Source organism: Mameliella sp. CS4 (assembly GCF_019392335.1).
Lineage (GTDB): Bacteria > Pseudomonadota > Alphaproteobacteria > Rhodobacterales > Rhodobacteraceae > Antarctobacter.
Map to the genome: position 1 here is coordinate 16076 of NZ_JAHXRQ010000023.1, position 14975 is coordinate 31050.

Annotated in this window: 15 protein-coding genes; 1 reads left to right on the top strand and 14 read right to left on the bottom strand. The window is 64.5% G+C overall.

Features of this window, described 5'->3' with window-relative positions; genetic code table 11:
- Position 1: 1 nt before the first annotated feature.
- The 3 genes from KZZ07_RS21420 to KZZ07_RS21430 form a co-directional block, all read right to left on the bottom strand.
- Positions 2 to 901, bottom strand: a complete 900-nt coding sequence (locus KZZ07_RS21420; protein WP_300442716.1) for an ABC transporter permease — start codon at positions 899 to 901, stop codon at positions 2 to 4.
- Positions 882 to 1826, bottom strand: a complete 945-nt coding sequence (locus tag KZZ07_RS21425) for an ABC transporter permease (protein WP_219517039.1) — start codon at positions 1824 to 1826, stop codon at positions 882 to 884. The genes KZZ07_RS21420 and KZZ07_RS21425 overlap by 20 nt, the downstream gene beginning before the upstream one ends.
- A gap of 84 nt (positions 1827 to 1910) precedes the next feature.
- Positions 1911 to 3461, bottom strand: a complete 1551-nt coding sequence (locus KZZ07_RS21430; RefSeq protein ID WP_219517040.1) for an ABC transporter substrate-binding protein — start codon at positions 3459 to 3461, stop codon at positions 1911 to 1913.
- Positions 3462 to 3681: 220 nt separating this feature from the next.
- On the opposite strand from KZZ07_RS21430, the gene KZZ07_RS21435 reads away from it, so the two are divergent.
- Complete coding sequence (locus KZZ07_RS21435; protein WP_370631219.1) at positions 3682 to 4440, top strand: helix-turn-helix domain-containing protein; 759 nt, start codon at positions 3682 to 3684, stop codon at positions 4438 to 4440.
- Between the two features lie 48 nt (positions 4441 to 4488).
- On the opposite strand, the gene KZZ07_RS21440 is transcribed toward KZZ07_RS21435, so the two are convergent.
- The 11 genes from KZZ07_RS21440 to KZZ07_RS21490 form a co-directional block, all read right to left on the bottom strand.
- Complete coding sequence (locus KZZ07_RS21440; protein ID WP_219517042.1) at positions 4489 to 6690, bottom strand: 3-hydroxyacyl-CoA dehydrogenase NAD-binding domain-containing protein; 2202 nt, start codon at positions 6688 to 6690, stop codon at positions 4489 to 4491.
- A gap of 2 nt (positions 6691 to 6692) precedes the next feature.
- Complete coding sequence (locus tag KZZ07_RS21445) at positions 6693 to 7130, bottom strand: hypothetical protein (protein WP_219517044.1); 438 nt, start codon at positions 7128 to 7130, stop codon at positions 6693 to 6695.
- Positions 7127 to 7594: a cupin domain-containing protein gene (locus KZZ07_RS21450; protein WP_219517046.1), complete on the bottom strand. Its 468-nt coding sequence runs from the start codon at positions 7592 to 7594 to the stop codon at positions 7127 to 7129. Before KZZ07_RS21450 ends, KZZ07_RS21445 begins: the two co-directional genes overlap by 4 nt.
- Positions 7594 to 7998: a hypothetical protein gene (locus KZZ07_RS21455; RefSeq protein WP_219517048.1), complete on the bottom strand. Its 405-nt coding sequence runs from the start codon at positions 7996 to 7998 to the stop codon at positions 7594 to 7596. The genes KZZ07_RS21450 and KZZ07_RS21455 overlap by 1 nt, the downstream gene beginning before the upstream one ends.
- The gene (locus KZZ07_RS21460; RefSeq protein WP_219517050.1) at positions 7995 to 8906 is read right to left on the bottom strand and encodes a hypothetical protein; all 912 of its coding nucleotides are present in this window, start codon (positions 8904 to 8906) and stop codon (positions 7995 to 7997) included. Before KZZ07_RS21460 ends, KZZ07_RS21455 begins: the two co-directional genes overlap by 4 nt.
- Before the next feature lie 9 nt (positions 8907 to 8915).
- Positions 8916 to 10127: an acetyl-CoA C-acetyltransferase gene (locus KZZ07_RS21465; protein ID WP_219517051.1), complete on the bottom strand. Its 1212-nt coding sequence runs from the start codon at positions 10125 to 10127 to the stop codon at positions 8916 to 8918.
- A 16-nt stretch (positions 10128 to 10143) separates the two neighbouring features.
- On the bottom strand, positions 10144 to 10782 hold the full coding sequence (locus KZZ07_RS21470) for a glutathione S-transferase family protein (protein ID WP_219517052.1): 639 nt from the start codon (positions 10780 to 10782) through the stop codon (positions 10144 to 10146).
- A 325-nt stretch (positions 10783 to 11107) separates the two neighbouring features.
- Complete coding sequence (locus tag KZZ07_RS21475; RefSeq protein ID WP_255564504.1) at positions 11108 to 12247, bottom strand: acyl-CoA dehydrogenase family protein; 1140 nt, start codon at positions 12245 to 12247, stop codon at positions 11108 to 11110.
- 8 nt (positions 12248 to 12255) lie between these two features.
- Complete coding sequence (locus KZZ07_RS21480) at positions 12256 to 12468, bottom strand: hypothetical protein (protein ID WP_069209703.1); 213 nt, start codon at positions 12466 to 12468, stop codon at positions 12256 to 12258.
- A gap of 83 nt (positions 12469 to 12551) precedes the next feature.
- Positions 12552 to 14333, bottom strand: coding sequence for an acyl-CoA dehydrogenase C-terminal domain-containing protein (locus KZZ07_RS21485; RefSeq protein WP_219517053.1), 1782 nt, complete (start codon positions 14331 to 14333; stop codon positions 12552 to 12554).
- 37 nt (positions 14334 to 14370) lie between these two features.
- On the bottom strand, positions 14371 to 14772 hold the full coding sequence (locus KZZ07_RS21490; RefSeq protein WP_219517054.1) for a MerR family transcriptional regulator: 402 nt from the start codon (positions 14770 to 14772) through the stop codon (positions 14371 to 14373).
- Between the last annotated feature and the right edge of the window lie 203 nt (positions 14773 to 14975).

Genomic DNA, 14975 nt, shown 5'->3' on the forward strand with positions numbered 1-14975 from the left:
CTTACCGGCCACGGCCCATGCGGGGATCAAAGACGTCGCGCAGCGCCTCGCCCAGGAAGGTAAAGCCCAGCGTCGTCAGGATCAGCGGGATGCCCCCGGCGATCACCATCCACGGGGCATCGCGGATCACCAGATAGCCTTCGTTCAGGATGGTGCCCCAGCTGGCCTGAGGCGGCAGAACACCGATGCCCAGAAAGCTCAGCCCCGCCTCGATCGAGACCACCACCGGCACCTCCATCGCCGCTAGGATCAGCAGCGGGCCGATCACGTTGGGCATGATGTGCTGGAACAGGATGCGCGGCGTCGAGGCGCCAAGGGATCGCTCCGCCAGGATGAATTCCGTATGGCGCAGCGCCAGCGTCGCGGTGCGTGCCACGCGGCCGTAACTGGGAATGGTGGTCAGGATCACGATGGCCAGGACGACGGTCAGGCTGGGCCCTGTCAGCGCCACGGTGGCCAGCGCAAGGATCACCGCCGGGAAAGACCGCACCGCGTCGAACATCAACAGCATCAGGTTGTCCAGCCAGCGAGGCCCGTAGCCCGCGATCATGCCCAGCACCAGGCCGATGCTCAGCGAGGCCGAGACGCCGATGGCGGAAATATACAGCGCCACGCGTCCGCCGTGCAGGATGCGTGAGAAGGTATCGCGCCCCAACTGGTCGGTGCCCGCGATATGTGCCCAGGTCGGCCCGGACATCCGCGCGGGAATGTCCATCGCGTTGGGATCGTAAGGCGCGAGCCAAGGGGCGAATATCGCGCTGGCAAAGAACAGCACCACCAGGACAAGCCCGGCCATCGCCTGCCAGTCGGTCAGGAACCGCCAAAGCTTTTCCCGCCGTTCCCGGCTGGCGCTTTCGCGGATTTCGGCGGGGGCGGCGGGGTCAGAGAGAGGAGCGGACACGGGGATCAAGCCAGGCTATGAGAAGGTCGGAGAGCAGGACGACGAGGATGTAGAAACCGGTGGCCACCAGCACGCCCCCCTGCACGATGGGAAAGTTGCGGTCGGAGACCGCGTCAAAGATCATCTTGCCGACGCCGGGCCGGGAAAAGATGATCTCGGCGAAGACGGCGGAAGAGATCAGCCCGCCAAAGCCCATGCCGATCAACGTGATGGTCGGCAGGATCGCCACTCGCAGCGCATAGCCCAGAACCACGCGGCGCGGTTGCAGGCCATAGGCGCGGGCCGAACGGATGTAGGGCTCGCCCATCACTTCCAGCATCGAGGCGCGCACCATCCGCGCCAGGTAGCCGACCCAGCCCAGGCCGATGGCGAAGGCGGGCAGCACCAGGTGGCTTAGCTGATCGGCCAGATCGCCCGGCTCTCCGGCGCCGATGGCGGGCAGCCAGTGCAGTTCGAGCGAAAAGAAGAGCAGCGCCCAGATTGACACCAGGAAGGACGGCACGGCGATCATGCCGACGGAAAAGACGCCTGTCACCCGGTCCAGCCAGGACCCCGGGCGCACGGCGGCCAGGCAGCCCAGCGGCACCCCCAGCAGCACCGCCCAGCCCATGCCGGTGCAGATCAGGGCCAGCGAAAACCCGATACGCTCCCCGATCACCGAGGTCACGGCCCGGTTCGAGAAGACGTCCTGCCCCAGGTCGCCCTGCACCGCATTGCCGAGGAAATAGACGAACTGCGTCAGGACGGGTTTGTCCAGGTGCATCCGTGCCGAGTATTCCGCGATGGCCTCTGGCGAGGCGCGGGTGCCGAGGGCCAGGATCGCCGGGTTGCCGGGGATCATGTGCAGCATGGAAAACAGCAGCAGCAGAACCGCCACGACCACAAGTGCCGCCAGGCCCAGACGTTTGAGAAGATAGGTGAACATGCCTGCAAGGCGCTCCGGGGTTGGGGCCGGTCGGGTGTCCCATGCCGCGCGGGGGCGCGGCATGGGACGATGGCAAGGGCAGGATCAGACCTGCCGGAACCTGTGGTAGTTCAGCTCACCCGAGGGCGCCGCCACGACTTCGATGTCGGTGCGGTGGGCGTAGGTCTCGGGCTCATGGTTGATCCAGACATAGGCGCCGGTCTCATCCATGATTTCCTGCATGCGGAAATAGATCGCCTCGCGCTTGGCGGTGTCGGTCTCGGACAGGCCTTCGTCATACAGGCGGTCGAATTCTTCATTCGTCCAGCGCTCCCAGTTCCAGACGCCGACCTGTTCCGAGATGAACCACTGCGTGGCTTCATACGGGTCCGGCACGGTGGCAAAGCGCATCAGCCAAAGCTCGAGCTCTTTCCATGTGTCACCGGCCTCTTCCATGCCCATTTCCCAGAACGGGCCGCTTTCCATCGGCAGGATCTTGACCGTGATGCCCACCGCGGCCAGGTTTGCCTGGATGATCTGCGCGGTCAGCAGGCGTTCCTGCCAGTTCTGCGTGCGCAGGGTCAGTTGCAGCCCGGAAACACCGGCCTCTGCCAACAGTTCGCGCGCCTTGGCGGGGTCATAGCTGTAGCCGTGCTCGGACCGCGCGCCCAGAAGGCCGGGACAGACGATGCCGTGCGACTGGGCCGAGGTGCCCGCAAAGGCCCCGGCCAGGATGCTGTCCACGTCCACCGCGTGCTGGATTGCCTGCCGCACCTTGAGGTCCTGCAGCTTGGGGTGCTGGGTGTTCATCCCCATCCACATGTACTGAAGCTGGCCGGCGGTGGTGATCGCCGTGTTGTCCGGCATTTCCCGCGAATACCGCGCCAGGCTGTCAGGGCCCAGTTCGGTGCAGTCGATCTCGCCCGCCTCGTAGGCCAGTTCGGCGGCCTGCACCTCTGTGATGACATGGCAGACCACCCGGTCAAAGCCCGGGGCCGGGCCGGTCCATTCCGGGTTGCGTTCGAACACCGCGCGCTGACCCGGGGTCGCGCTGTAAGTGTAGGGACCGCAGATCGCCGGAAACTCGGTGGTGAAACGGCCGCCTGCCGCCTCCGTCGCCGCCTCGCAGACGATGGCACCGGGACCGTGGCACAGCGTGACCATGATGAAGGGCGCAAACGGCTTGCTCAGGACCAGCGTCCCGGTGAGTTCCCCGGTCACTTCGACGGTCTCCAGCGCGTCGAAATAGCCCGACCATTCGCTGTCCTTCATCCGGGCGTAGGAGTAGGCCACGTCCGACGCCTTGAGCGTGCCGTGCCCGCCGGACCAGACCAGCCCGGGCGCCAGTTCGAATTCGATATGCGTGTCGTCGACATATTCCAGCCGGGTCACATGCGCCGTCGGCTGCCAGGTGAAGGTGTCGCCGTTCCGGACGTATTCGGCCAGGAAGGGGAGGCACTGTTTCTGCGCCTCGATCTCGGTGCCGCCGACCATGTAGCCGGGGTCGAGGATCGAGTTGTCTCCGTCCAGCCGCAAGTTCAGCACGCGGCCTTCCTGGGCGCGCAACATGCCCACGCCACCGGGAAAGATGCCCGCCGCGCCCAGGGCCGCGGCAGAGGTCAGAAAGGTGCGTCGCGTCGTATTGCTGAGTGTCAAGGTGATCGCTCCTGTTGGGGTCCCAACGCCGGGCATGCGATTTCGGGCGATGCGCCGACGGTCTTTGCAACTCTTTTTGTACCGCGAAGGATGAGCCAGCGTCCTGCGTAAGACAATTTCGCTACCTTACGCGACTTGACACTGTGGTTGCGTCAGTATGCGATAGGGCATCTCCAGCTTCAGCACCAACCTCACGCTCGCCTGCAGCTATCACCGCTCCATTTCCGAGGTCTGCCGGCGCATCGGCATCAACCGGCAGCAATTCAACAAGTATCTCAACGGGCAGGTCCATCCCTCGCGCCACAACATGCGCCGGATCTGCGATTTCATCGGCGTGACGGAATCCGAGATGCTGATGGACGAAAGCCGCTTTGCCCAGGTGATCGGGTTGCGACGCCAGCCGCTGGACAAGCCGCAGCTGGATTTACCGATGCACCACCTGGAAACGCTGCTGGCGCGCAGCAGCCCGGTGGACCGCTACGAGGGCTATTACTTTCGCTATTTCTATTCCTTCGGGAACAAGGGCAGCATCATTCGGTCGCTGGCCCGGATCGTGGTCCGGGACGGCCGTGGCTATTTCAAGAACGTCGAGGTGCTGCGCGATCCGGATACCCGCCGTTGGATCCGTACCAACAAGTACCAGGGCGTGCTGTTTCAACTGGCCGACCGTATCCAGCTTTTCGAGTATGAGACGATGGAGATGAACTCGGTCACGCAGATGACCCTGTACCCCAGCTATCGCAGCCGGATGGATTACCTGCTGGGTATCCAGACCGGCGGACCGACGCGGCGCGGGCGCAAACCGGGCGCCTCGCGCGTGGCGCTGGAATTTCTCGGAACCGACATCAGCCTATCCCGGGCCATGCGCCAGACCGGGCTGTTCCACCCCAGCGACCCGGCCTTGCGGCGCGAGATCGTCGAGGCGATCGGCAACCGGATCGACCCGGGTGCCTATGTGCTGGAGGTCGATGAACCCTGACACGGGGGGAGAGCGTGGCACCATCGGCGCCACGCCCAACCTTGACTCTCAGGCCGCGGCGGCGCTGTCCGGCGCGAACCGTCCGTAAAAGCTCTGGGTCTTCTCGGCCATCTCGCGCAGCAGGTCGGGGCATGTGAACCGGGCGCCGTGGGCCTCGGTCAACTGGTCACAGCGCTCGGCCGCATAGGGCGCGCCGATCATGTCCAGCCAGCTCAGCGGGCCACCCGACCAAGGAGCAAAGCCCCAGCCCAGGATCGCGCCCACATCGCCCTCTCGGATGTCCATCAGCACGCCTTCTTCCAGCGCGCGAACGGCCTCCAGCGACTGCACGAAGAGCAGGCGGTGCTGCACCTCGATCAGGTCGGGCTGCTCTTCGGCCTGCGGATAGCGTGCCTTGACCACCTCCGACAGGCCCGTGCGCTTGCCTTTGTCGTCGTAGTCATAGAACCCGGCCTTGGCCTTGCGCCCCAGCCTTCCCTCGTCCTCCATCCAGAAGATCACCTCGTCGACCTCGCCGTCGGGATAGTCGTCGCCCATGCCCGCCTTGGTGGCCCGCGCGATCTTGGCGCCCAGGTCGATCGAGGTCTCATCCACCAGTTGCAGCGGCCCCAGCGGCATCCCCACCATCTTGGCGGCATTCTCGATCAGCGCGGGGGCGACCCCCTCCTTCACCATGCGGATGCCTTCGTTGATGTAGGGGATGATGCAGCGGTTGGCGTAGAAGAACCGCGCGTCATTGACGACAATGGGCGTCTTGCGGATCTGACGCACGAAATCCAGCGCCTTGGCCACGGCACGGTCGCCGGTCTGCTTGCCCTTGATGATCTCCACCAACATCATCTTCTCGACGGGCGAGAAGAAGTGGATGCCGATGAACTGCTCAGGGTTCTTTGACGCCTTGGCCAGCTCGGTGATCGGCAGGGTCGAGGTGTTGGTGGCAAAGATGCAGTCGTCCCCTGTCACCGCGTCCACGGCCTTGGTCACCTCGGCCTTGATCTTGGGGTCCTCGAACACCGCTTCGACGATCAGGTCACAGCCTTTGAGCGCGCCGTAATCGGTGGTCGCGGTGATCCGGCCCACCATTTCGTCGGCCTTTTCCTGGGTGATCTTCTTTCGGCTGACACCCTTGGCGGCATAGTCGGCGCTATAGGCCTTGCCCTTGTCGGCGGCCTCTTGCTTTTGGTCCAGCAGCACGACCTCGATGCCTGCCTGCGCGCTGACCAGCGCGATGCCCGCGCCCATCATGCCCGCGCCCAGAACACCGAGTTTCTTCACCTTCTGGTCCGGCACGTCCGCAGGGCGCACCGCGCCTTTCTCCAGCGCCTCCTTGTTGATGAAGAGCGAGCGGATCATCGCCCCCGAAGAGGGGTTCATCAGCACGTTGGTGAACCAGCGCGCCTCGATCTTGAGCGCCGTGTCGAAAGGCACAAGCGCGCCCTCGTAGACCGCCGAGAGCAGCGCCTTGGCTGCCGGGTACACGCCCTTGGTCTTGCCGTTCACCATCGCGGAGGCGCCGACAAAGGTCATGAAGCCCGCCGGGTGATAAGGCGCACCGCCGGGCATCTTGTAGCCCTTGGCGTCCCAGGGTTTCACGATGTCCTTGTCCGTGGCCTGCAACACCCATTCCTTCGCCGCGGCCAGCGGATCCTCGACTACCTCGTCGATCACCCCCGCCGCCTTGGCCTTTTTCGGATCATTCAGCTTGCCTTCCAGTAGCAGCGGAGAGGCCGCCATCGCGCCCATCTTGCGCACAAGCCGCGTGGTGCCACCCGCGCCGGGGAAGATGCCGACCATGATCTCGGGCAGGCCGATCTTGGCCTTTGGATTGTCGGCGCAGAAAATGCGGTGCGTCGACAGCGGGATTTCCAACCCGATCCCCAGCGCGGTGCCGGGCAGGGCGGTGGCAATCGGCTTGCCGCCCTTCAGCGTCTTCGGGTCCATGCCCGCGCGCTCTATCTTGCGCATGATCCGGTGGGCATTCATGATACCGTCGAAGAGGCCCTTGGCCGGATCGTCACCGGCCATTTCCTTCATCTTCGCGATCACTTTCAGATCCATGCCCCCGGCAAAGCTGTCCTTGCCCGAGGTGATGACGACGCCCTTGATGCCATCGTCCGCCAGCGCCTGGTCGATCAGCTGGTCCAGTTCCTCCCAGGCTTCCAGCGTCATCACGTTCATCGACTTGCCGGGAACGTCCCAGGTGATGACGGCCACGCCATCGGCGCCGGTTTCCATCGTGAAATCAGTCATGCTCACTCTCCAGTGTCTTTCGGGGGGCGCCCGGTCCAGTCGTGGTGGCCCCGGGCGTTGAGGATTGCCGACATGCGCCATCCCTCGGGATCGGGATGCAAAAGCGCTGTCGACGTATAGGGGTCGACCATGCGGGTGCCGTTGCGCATCAGGTGCGTGCGGTAGGTCGCAAGGACGGTGCCGTCCTCGCAGTGTTCGACGCCCAGCGGTTCGCGGTGGACGAGATTCAGGCCCATCGTCTTGACCGCGTCCAGGTAGAGGCCAAAGTTGCGGGCGACGTCATCGTCGGTCTTCAGCGTGACGGGACCGGCGCCCGTGACCATGCTGAAGGGCAGGCGGATGCGCGCCCGCCAGCGCGCGATCTGGCCGGTCATGAAGGGCGTAGAGATATCGGCGATGAACTCGGCGAAATCGCTGTCGGTGAAGACGGCAGAACTCATGGATCTGGCACCTCCCCACCATCCCGGCGCAGAAAGCGCATGGTCCCGTCCGCGGCCTCGACCTTCAGGTCGTGGTCTGGGTACCAGCCGGTCTCGGCCTCTGTCCGCGTGCCCACGACCACAAAGGCACCGTCGGCCTCCGAGCGGTTGACGATGTGATGCCCGTTCGGGTCGCCGGCGGGAAAGGCACAACAATCGCCGGGCGCCAGCGGCGTCTCGCCGTGATCGTCCACCAGGGTCAGCGCGCCTTCTGTAACGACCAGGAATTCGTCCTGGCGTTCGTGCCAGTGCCGAAGAGAGGACATCGCCCCGGGCGCGAGCTGCACCAAGTTGGCGCCGAACTGGGTCAGCCCGGCGGCATCGCCCAGCCGCTGCTGACTTCGGCCCGCCATCGCGGCGTCATGCGGCGCGGGATAGGACGAACCGGTTTTCGCGGGCACTTTTTGAATGTCGATTTTGGGCATCAGCGCTCTCCTTTTTCGGAGTCGCCCATGCGGCGGCGCAGGGATTCCATCCGTTGCGGGCCGACGATGGTCAGGTCGCTGTTTCGCATGTGGCAGGACCCGCCGCGCAGCAAGGCGGTTCTGTATCGGCCGCGGATGTGCTGGCCCGTCGGGCCGGTGAACTCTGCCTTGACGCAGATGCGGTGATCGTCCGTCACGCCCAGCCGCCGCAGGCCGTCATCTTGTTCGCACAGCATGATCGGAAATTCTTCCAAGTGTCCGATGCGCTGCAACCTGTCCCGGGTATGCAACGAGCAGGGCAGGGCGATGTGACAACCGGTCCTGTCGAGATCGCCGGCAAAGAACGCCCGGCTGACCGCGTCCAGGTGCGCCTGGTAATTTTCCGCAGCAGTCTGACCCGTCATACCGGTCCTCCCGGGCCCAATCCGCCTGACTCCCCCGGGCCTTCCGGCAAGGTCAGGTGGCCGATTGGATGCATGACCGAGGTCATGCGCCAGTTGAGGTCGGCGCCCATCTCGATGCTCATGGCGCTCTTGTAGGCGGGGATAACCAGTTGGTCCCGGCTCAGGATATGGGTCCGGTAGGTGCCGTGGATCCTTTTTTCCCCGATGATCTCGGCAGACTGGACCCGCCGCACGATGTCGGTGACCGATTGGACCCGAAGGCGCGTGACCGAGCGGTTGAAATCCTCCTGCATCTGCTGGATGTCCGAGATCAGCATGGCGCCCTCGCTGGCCTGCAGGAACAGCGGCAACTGGACGGCCGCCATCAGCAGGTCGAACCGGTCTTCCATGTAGGCCCGCGTGACCCGGTCCAGGTGGTTCTGAAAGACTGCCTCTGCCGCCCCGCCCGCGCTTTTGGGACTGTAGGGGGGACCGTCACTCAGCAAGGCCTGGCCGTGGGGGCTTTCGGCGGAAATGGTGTACTGTGTCCCGCCGATCAGCCAGCGGTCACCCTCGCGCAGGAGGCGCGACATGGTCAGGATCGGCCTGTTCAGCAGCTTGCCGGATTTCGACAGCATATGCGTGATGTGGCAGCTGCGGATCTCGTCCGGTCCGTCGAACAGGGCCACCTCGATCCAGCGGTCCAGCCGGTCCAGCCCGATTCTGGCGTAATGCTCCTGGATCTGACCAAAGGTGCGGCGCATGTCCTCCTCGGTTCGCAGGGTCCGGGTGCCGCCGATCGTGGCGATGGACTGTGGCAGCAGGAATTGCTCCCGGAACAGCTCGAAGTCGCCGGTCATCAGTGCATCGCCGGTGTCCGCCAGAAGTCTGGCGGCCACTTCGTGCGCGATATCCGGCGACTGGGGCATCGGCGGGTCTCAGACCCGCTCGATGATTGTTGCGGCACCCATGCCCGAGGCGATGCAGAGCGTGGCCAGGCCGGTGCCCTTGCCGGTGCGTTCCAGTTCGTCCAGCAGGGTGCCCAGGATGATCGCCCCGGTGGCGCCCAGCGGATGGCCCATCGCGATCGAGCCGCCATTGACGTTGACCTTGCTGTCGTCCACGTCAAAGGCCTGCATGAAGCGCAGCACGACCGAGGCAAAGGCCTCGTTCACCTCGAAGAGGTCGATGTCGCTGATCGACATGCCGCTGTCCTTCAGGATCTTCTCGGTCGCGGGCACGGGGCCGGTCAGCATGATGGTCGGATCGGTGCCGATCTTGGCGGTGGCGCGGATGCGTGCGCGCGGTGTCAGCCCGTATTTCTCGCCGAATTCCTTGTTGCCGATCAGCATGGCGGCAGAGCCGTCCACGATGCCCGAACTGTTGCCCGCGTGATGGACGTGATTGACCCGCTCCAGGTGCGGATATTTCATCAGCGCGACCTTGTCGAAGCCGGGCATGACCTCGCCCATGTCCTTGAACGAGGGTTTCAGCGCTCCCAGCGTCTGCATGTTGGTTTCCGGACGCATGTACTCGTCGTGATCGAGGATCGGCAGGCCGTTGACGTCGCGCACGGTGACGATGGATTTCTCGAACCGCTTGTCTTCCCAGGCGGCGGCCGCGCGGCGCTGGCTTTCCACCGCCAGCGCGTCGGCATCGTCACGCGAGAAGCCGTATTCGGTGGCGATGATGTCGGCGCTGATGCCCTGCGGGACGAAATAGCTTTCCATCGCCAAGCTGGGGTCGACAGCAATCGCCGCCCCGTCGCTGCCCATCGCCACGCGGCCCATCATTTCCACGCCACCTGCGATATAGCCCATGCCCGCACCGCCGCGGACCTGGTTCGCGGCCAGGTTCACCGCCTCGAGACCCGAGGCGCAGAAGCGGTTGATCGCCAGCCCGGGGATGGATTCGTCAAGGTCCGAGGCCAGAACGGCAGAGCGCGCCAGGCAGCCGCCCTGTTCGCCGACCTGGGTGACATTGCCCCAGATCACGTCCTCGACCGCGTGGCCGTCGAGCCCGTTGCGCTCTTTGACCGCGTTCAGCACCTGAGCGGACAGGCGCAGCGAGGTCACCTCGTGCAGCGCGCCATCCTTGCGGCCTTTGCCGCGCGGGGTGCGGACGGCGTCGTAGATAAATACGTCGGTCATCTTGGGTCCTTCTTCGTCAGGCGCGGTCCGCGGGGGAGCCGGGCATCAGGTCATAGGGGGCCTTCCAGCCGGGAAGACCCTGGATATTCGAAAGCCAACGGTCGATCGCCGGCCAGTCGGTGCGGTCAAAGCCGAAGGGTTCGGGGTAATAGAGATAGCCGCAGCAAGTCAGATCGGCATTGGTCGGGGCCTCGCCCACGATCCAGTCCCGCCCCTCCAGGTGGGCATCGAGGATCTGGTAGGCGGACTTCAGGCGCCCCTGCATGAAGCCGATTACCTCTGCGGGCCGCTTCTCCTCAGGCAGGAAGTTCATCAGGAAGCGCGTCATGCCCGCGATCGAGCTGAGCTTGTGGTTGTCCCAGAGCACCCAGCGCAGCACCTCGCGCTTTTCCTCGGGCGTCGTGCCGCCGAAATGCCCGTAGCTGTCGCTCAGGTACTGCTGGATGACACCGGACTGGGTGAGGCGGGTTTCGCCATCCACCAGCACCGGGCATTCTCCCATCTCGTTGACCTCGGCGCGGTAGGCCGCGCCCCGGGTCTCGCCGTTGAAGAAATCGACTTTGACAGGCGCCCACTCCAGCCCCGCCAGTTCCAGCGCCAGCGCCGCCTTGTAGGAATGCCCCGACTCGCCGAAGCAGTAGAGTTTGATCGTCATGCGCCGCGCCTCCCGTTGCGCTCGTTGATCCCGTCAGGCAGCGGGGGTTTCACACCCCCGCACCCCCGTGGAGGTATTTTCAGAGAGAAGAAGCAAAAAGGGGCCTCTCAGGGTAACGGCGCGTTAAGGTTAACCCGCCATCCTCGTCCTTGCGGTACAGGCTGGAGAGCCGATGACCGCGAGAGGAGAAGCCCCGCACCTAGCCAAAGGTGCGGGCATCGCAGGAAGGTCGACTGCTGCCCTGACCTTTGGGTCCGATGTGCGACCTTCCTGTTTCTTCTCTCTGAAAATACTCCAATCTTCGATTTGCCATTCTGCGCCGCCATCAGAGACTGCGCGCGATCAGTTCCTTCATGATCTCGTTGGTGCCGCCATAGATGCGCTGCACCCTCGCGTCCGTCCACATCTCGGCCACGGCGTATTCCTGCATGAAACCATAGCCACCATGCAGTTGCAGGCAGTCATCCAGTACCTCGCCCTGGGTGTCGCTGAGCCAGTATTTCGCCATCGCTGCCTTTTCGACAGTCAGTTTGCCTTCGAGATGTTCGGCAATACAGGCATCGAGGAAAGCGTGCGCCACGGTCGTTTTCGTCTGGCATTCGGCCAGCTTGAAACGCGTGTTCTGGAATTGCATCAGCGGGCCGCCGAAGGCCTCGCGTTCCTTGCAGTAGGCGATGGTGCGCGCGACCGCGCCTTCCATCGCGCCCACGGCGCCGCAGCCGATGATCAGCCGTTCCTGTGGCAGCTGGGTCATCATCTGGTAGAAGCCGCGCCCCTCTTCGCCGCCCAGCAGGTTTTCCGGTGCGATCTCGACATTGTCGAAGAAGAGCTCGGAGGTGTCCGCCGCGTGGCAGCCGATCTTTTCGAGGTTGCGGCCACGGGAAAACCCCTCGGCACCCTCGGTCTCGACCACCGCCAGGGATACGCCTTTCGCGCCCTCGGCCGGGTCGGTCTTGGCCGCGACGATCACCAGGTTGGCGTGCTGGCCATTGGTGATGAAGGTCTTTTGGCCGGTCAGCCGGTAGGCATTGCCCTCGCGGATCGCGCGGGTGCGAATGCCCTGCACGTCCGACCCGCCCGAGGGTTCGGTCATCGCCAGGGCGCCCACGATCTCGCCGGATACCATTTTCGGCAGCCAGCGCTGTTTCTGCTCCTCGGTGCCATAGGCGAGGATGTAATGCGCCACGATGCCCGAGTGGATGCCGTGCCCCCATGAGGCGAGGTTGGCGCGCGCCGCTTCCATCAGGATCACCGCCTCGTGGCCGAAGTCGCCGCCGGCGCCGCCGTATTCTTCGGGGATCGAGGGGCAGAGCAGACCTAGGTCCCCGGCCTGTTGCCAGGTCTCCGGGTCCATCTGGCCCTGTTTGCGCCACTTGTCGTAGAGCGGGGTCCATTCGGCCTCGATGAACTTTGCGGTCATCTCGGCCAGCATGGCGTGTTCGTCTGTCATCCAGTCGCGCGGCATCCGGGCTCCTATTTCTTGCGCTCGTCGAGGTCGGCGTTGAACAGGCGCAGCCGGTGGGCCAGCGCCTCGCTGTCGGTCACGCTCTCGAAATGTTCGAAGAGGAAGGACAGGGCCTCGCCCTCGTCCAGCCCGGCCTCATGGGCAAAGGATTTCAGCTTGCGATAGCCGTCCTCGGTCATGGCGACCGGAAAGCGGCGGGTCAGGCGAAAGCGTTTGGGCATGGGTCCTCCGACGTCAGGGGCGCCGGGCGGGAAATCCCGCCGCGGGCGCAGGGCGGGGAGATCCCCGCCGCCACACCTTCGACTCAGAAGGCTTCTGCCTCAAGCGCCATGACCGGCTCTGCCCCGGATTCGATGCGTTTCAGGTGCGTCGCCGTCATCGGCAGCTGCCGCGCCATGTAGTACCGCCCGGTGGCCAGCTTGGCGTTCAGGTACTCTGCATCGCCATCGCCTGCCGCCAGTTTGCCGCGCGCGGTCCAGGCCATGCGCGCCCACATCAGGCCAAGGCAGACATGGCCGAAGAGGTGCATGAAATCATAAGAGCCGGACAGGGCGTTGTTCGGGTTCTTCATGCCGTGCTGCATGAAATACATCCCCGCCGCCTGCAGGTCCTTCGAGGCGGCCTTGAGCGGATCGAGGAATTGCGCGTCAAAATCCTCGTCCTGGCCCTTGTGGTCGGCGATGAAGCTCTTGACCATCTCGAAGAAGCCCATGACGTGTTTGCCGCCGTCCTGGCCCAGCTTGCGGCCCACGAGGTCAAGCGACTGGATGCCGTTGGTGCCTTCGTAGATCATGGTGATGCGGGCGTCGCGGACAAATTGTTCCAGCCCCCATTCACGGGTAAAGCCCGATCCGCCCAGCGTCTGCTGTGCCAGCACCGTGGTCTCGAACCCCTTGTCGGTCAGGAAACCCTTGATGACCGGCGTCAGCAGGGAAATCAGCCCCTCGGCCTGCGCGTCCTCGTTGCGATGCGCGCGGTCGATCATCGAGGCGCCCCACATGACGAAGGCGCGCGCGCCCTCGGTAAAGGCCTTCTGGTCCATCAGGTTGCGGCGCACGTCCGGGTGCACGATGATCGGGTCGGCGGGGCCGTCGGGGTTCTTGACCCCGGTCACGTCGCGGCCCTGCACCCGGTCCTTGGCAAAGGCCAGCGCGTTCTGGTAGGCAACCGCGCCTTGTGCATATCCCTGCAGGCCGACGCCCAGACGGGCCTCGTTCATCATGGTGAACATCGCGCGCATGCCCTTGTGCGCCTCGCCCACCAGGAACCCCTTGGCGCCGTCGTAATTCATCACGCAGGTGGCGTTGCCGTGGATGCCCATCTTGGATTCCAGCCCGCCGCAGGAAACCGCGTTGCGTTCGCCCAGGCTGCCATCCTCGTTCACCATGAACTTGGGCACGATAAAGAGAGAAATCCCCTTCACGCCCTCGGGCGCGTCGGGCAGCTTGGCCAGCACGAGGTGGATGATATTGTCCACCATGTCGTGTTCGCCGGCGCTGATCCAGATCTTCTGACCGGTGATGGCATAGCTGCCGTCGTCATTCGGCACGGCCTTGGTGCGGATGAGACCCAGGTCCGTGCCGCAATGCGGCTCGGTCAGGTTCATGGTCCCGCCCCATTCGCAGCTGACCATCTTGGGCAGGTACATCGCCTTCTGTTCGTCCGAGCCATGCGCATGGAGGGCGTTGTAGGCGCCATGCGTCAGGCCCGGGTACATGTTGAAGGCCATGTTGGCCGAGGAGAACATCTCGCCTACCGCGGTGGCCACGACATAAGGAAGGCCCTGGCCGCCGTATTCGGGATCGCAGTCCAGCGCCGTCCAGCCGCCGTCGCGCATCTGGTCGAATGCCTCGTGAAACCCCTTGGGTGTGCGGACCACGCCGTTTTCCAGCGTGCAGCCCTCTTCGTCGCCGACCGGGTTCAGCGGCGCCAGCACGTTCTCCGCCAGCTTCGCCGCTTCGCCAAGGATCGCCTCCAGCGTCTCGCGGTCGAGCTCGGCATAGCCGGGGATGTCCTGCGCGCTGAGCTGCAGCACGTCGTCCAGGAGGAACACCTGGTCCTTGGTCGGCGCCGTGTAGATGGGCATGTCTCTCTCTCCCTGAAAGTCCTGCCCGCGGCCGCGCTTATTCGGCCGCGCGCTTCTGGTCCATCGAGGCCAGCATCCGCTCACCCCATTTCATCTGGTCCTGCAACTCTCCGATCGCCGCGTTCAGCTCGTCGCGCTGCCGGATCAGCTCCGCCAGGCGGTCCCGGGCCACGTCATAAGCCGCCGCCAGCTGCGTGCGCTGCTGGTCGCCCACATCGTAGAGATCCAGCAGTTGCCGGATTTCCTCCAGGCTAAAGCCGAAACGCTTGCCCCGCAGGATCAGCTTCAGCCGCGCCCGGTCGCGCCGGGTGAACAGCCGTTTCTGGCCTTCGCGGATCGGGAAGAGCAGCTCCTTCTGCTCGTAAAAGCGCAGCGTCCTCGGGGTCACTTCGAAGGCGTCGCACGTCTCCCGGATCGTCATCAGTTGCTCGTCTGCCATGTCTCGCATCCTCGGTTCTCCGTCCGTCACAGTTCCGTCACGACAACCGAGGTGCGTCTTTCGAGGCTTTCATACAATGGGAAAACCGGGTGACGTAACTCATACGCTGCGTCACTTTATGCTTGACGTAAGATAAGGCAAGGTCAAGTGGTCGACTGCGCAATTTTATACCAAGTGGTAAAAAATTCCAGGGCGCGCTCGGG

What these genes read in the sequence shown, in the direction of transcription:
- KZZ07_RS21425 (WP_219517039.1), bottom strand. Translation starts at nt 1,826, where the DNA reads ATGTTCACCTATCTTCTCAAACGTCTGGGCCTGGCGGCACTTGTGGTC.
- KZZ07_RS21440 (WP_219517042.1), bottom strand. Translation starts at nt 6,690, where the DNA reads ATGACTGATTTCACGATGGAAACCGGCGCCGATGGCGTGGCCGTCATC.
- KZZ07_RS21445 (WP_219517044.1), bottom strand. Translation starts at nt 7,130, where the DNA reads ATGAGTTCTGCCGTCTTCACCGACAGCGATTTCGCCGAGTTCATCGCC.
- KZZ07_RS21450 (WP_219517046.1), bottom strand. Translation starts at nt 7,594, where the DNA reads ATGCCCAAAATCGACATTCAAAAAGTGCCCGCGAAAACCGGTTCGTCC.
- KZZ07_RS21455 (WP_219517048.1), bottom strand. Translation starts at nt 7,998, where the DNA reads ATGACGGGTCAGACTGCTGCGGAAAATTACCAGGCGCACCTGGACGCG.
- KZZ07_RS21460 (WP_219517050.1), bottom strand. Translation starts at nt 8,906, where the DNA reads ATGCCCCAGTCGCCGGATATCGCGCACGAAGTGGCCGCCAGACTTCTG.
- KZZ07_RS21465 (WP_219517051.1), bottom strand. Translation starts at nt 10,127, where the DNA reads ATGACCGACGTATTTATCTACGACGCCGTCCGCACCCCGCGCGGCAAA.
- KZZ07_RS21470 (WP_219517052.1), bottom strand. Translation starts at nt 10,782, where the DNA reads ATGACGATCAAACTCTACTGCTTCGGCGAGTCGGGGCATTCCTACAAG.
- KZZ07_RS21475 (WP_255564504.1), bottom strand. Translation starts at nt 12,247, where the DNA reads ATGCCGCGCGACTGGATGACAGACGAACACGCCATGCTGGCCGAGATG.
- KZZ07_RS21480 (WP_069209703.1), bottom strand. Translation starts at nt 12,468, where the DNA reads ATGCCCAAACGCTTTCGCCTGACCCGCCGCTTTCCGGTCGCCATGACC.
- KZZ07_RS21485 (WP_219517053.1), bottom strand. Translation starts at nt 14,333, where the DNA reads ATGCCCATCTACACGGCGCCGACCAAGGACCAGGTGTTCCTCCTGGAC.
- KZZ07_RS21490 (WP_219517054.1), bottom strand. Translation starts at nt 14,772, where the DNA reads ATGGCAGACGAGCAACTGATGACGATCCGGGAGACGTGCGACGCCTTC.